This is a genomic window from Salinivibrio sp. MA427 (assembly GCF_001996115.1).
GTDB lineage: Bacteria > Pseudomonadota > Gammaproteobacteria > Enterobacterales > Vibrionaceae > Salinivibrio > Salinivibrio costicola.
In genome coordinates this window covers 4,968-6,514 of the sequence record NZ_MUFH01000200.1, presented here as the reverse complement: position 1 = coordinate 6,514, position 1,547 = coordinate 4,968, and the positions used below count along the sequence as shown (strand labels likewise).

2 protein-coding genes are annotated in these 1,547 nt (G+C 45.6%); one reads left to right on the top strand and one right to left on the bottom strand.

Annotation, left to right across the window (positions count from 1 at the left end; translation table 11 throughout):
* A partial coding sequence (locus tag BZG79_RS11615; protein ID WP_077774458.1) for a DUF440 family protein occupies positions 1-288 on the bottom strand: 288 nt, incomplete at its 3' end.
* 250 nt (positions 289-538) lie between these two features.
* Here BZG79_RS11615 and BZG79_RS11610 point away from each other — a divergent pair.
* Positions 539-1,333 carry a hypothetical protein gene (locus tag BZG79_RS11610; RefSeq protein ID WP_199877769.1) on the top strand — a complete coding sequence of 265 codons (795 nt, stop codon included), beginning with the start codon at positions 539-541 and terminating at the stop codon, positions 1,331-1,333.
* Positions 1,334-1,547: the final 214 nt, after the last annotated feature.

The following is a 1,547-nucleotide window of genomic DNA, read 5'->3' as shown; positions in this document are numbered from 1 at the left end:
ATTATCGATATCGCGGCTAATCAGCATGCGCGCGAATACAGGTTTGAGCACTTCGTCGCCGGCCAGTCCAATTTGCACTTCTGCACACTGAGATAAATCTATATCAGCGCCCACGTGTTCAGGCCAGTCACTGTTAACCTCGACCACAATCGCACCGCCTTCGTCTTCAAACCGAGATTCAAAAAGCAGCAAATCGTCATGCTCCAAGTTGTCGGGGGCCATTTCGGCAAAAATATCAAACGCGGTCTCGATCATATCCTCTAAGTTAAGCAGGTTGTGTTGCGTCATAATTATCTCTCGTTGGGGTGTGCATGGTCGCACTATAACATGCGCAAGGTGGCATCTCAGCTATCAAAAACGCCAAGAGTGGGGCATGGCTCTAGAGATTCGTATGGCACCCCCTAAACCATGCACATAGAACCACTCTGGTGATTATCACAGAGACTGACTAAAATTGAAGCAGAACCGTTGTTAGAGCGTTGATTTGTTAATGCAGATGACCAACAATAGCGCGCCTGTTCAACCGTGTGTAAAAGTCGTGACTCAGTTGCAATCTCGAACCGCGTATTTACCCGAGCCCGATCGGCGCGCGCCATTCCAATCTGAATTTATTCCCGTGATGATCAAAGCGGTGAAACAGCTGCGTGCTCTGCTTGGCAAGCGGCTTCACGGTGTGTATATCAGTGGCGATATTGTCTGGCGCCGTGCGGTCGTCAAAGAAACGGTGTTATCACTGACCGTTGTGTGCCAACAGGCGTTAACGCTTGATCAATCTAATGCGTTAAATACCTTGTTGTGGCGATTGAAAACCAGCCATAGCAAAGTGATCAGTGATTGCCATATCGATATAGTGACAGTGTCACATGTTAGCGATCTGTCGCAAGTCTTCCATTGGGGCTTCTTTTTTAAGCACAGAGCGATTTGCCTGTATGGACAAGATCTCTCTCTTAGTTTTGGCTTGTTCGAAGCCAGTTGGGAAGTGGCAAAAGCCATGAATCCAGACGTATCGGAAAAGCTTGCGCGCGCCAAGCAAAAGGTGATCGCCGCGACAACTTGGAATACCCAGCTCAACGTCGCACAATCGATCGCCGATACCTTAATACGCGCCGCATTTGGGTTAGTTATGCATAAAGAAGCACGTTGGAGTGAGTCATTAGAAGAGTGTGCCGACGCATTTATCAAACATTATCCTGCCCAGAAAACCGCAATTGAGCGACTTTTTATACTACTAGAACGCAAACCTGTAAAAAAACGTGCTGTTATGACCCTCCTCAATGACTTTGGTGATTGGTTGATCAAAGAATATGCCCGTATTGACTTTAAAATTGGTTAACAGGCATTGAAGGCAAGTTTGCGCCTTATCGGTTGATTATATTTGGGCTTATTCTGTGAGCTAACCCACCTCATACCCTACAAATGAGTAACAGAATCTGATCTTGGTCAATAAAATGGTGTAACAAACTTTTCACAAAAGAGAGTTTATTGAACTATGAAACCAGAAAATGGCATGGCGAATCGACTTTTACGATGTATTTATTCAGTATTTA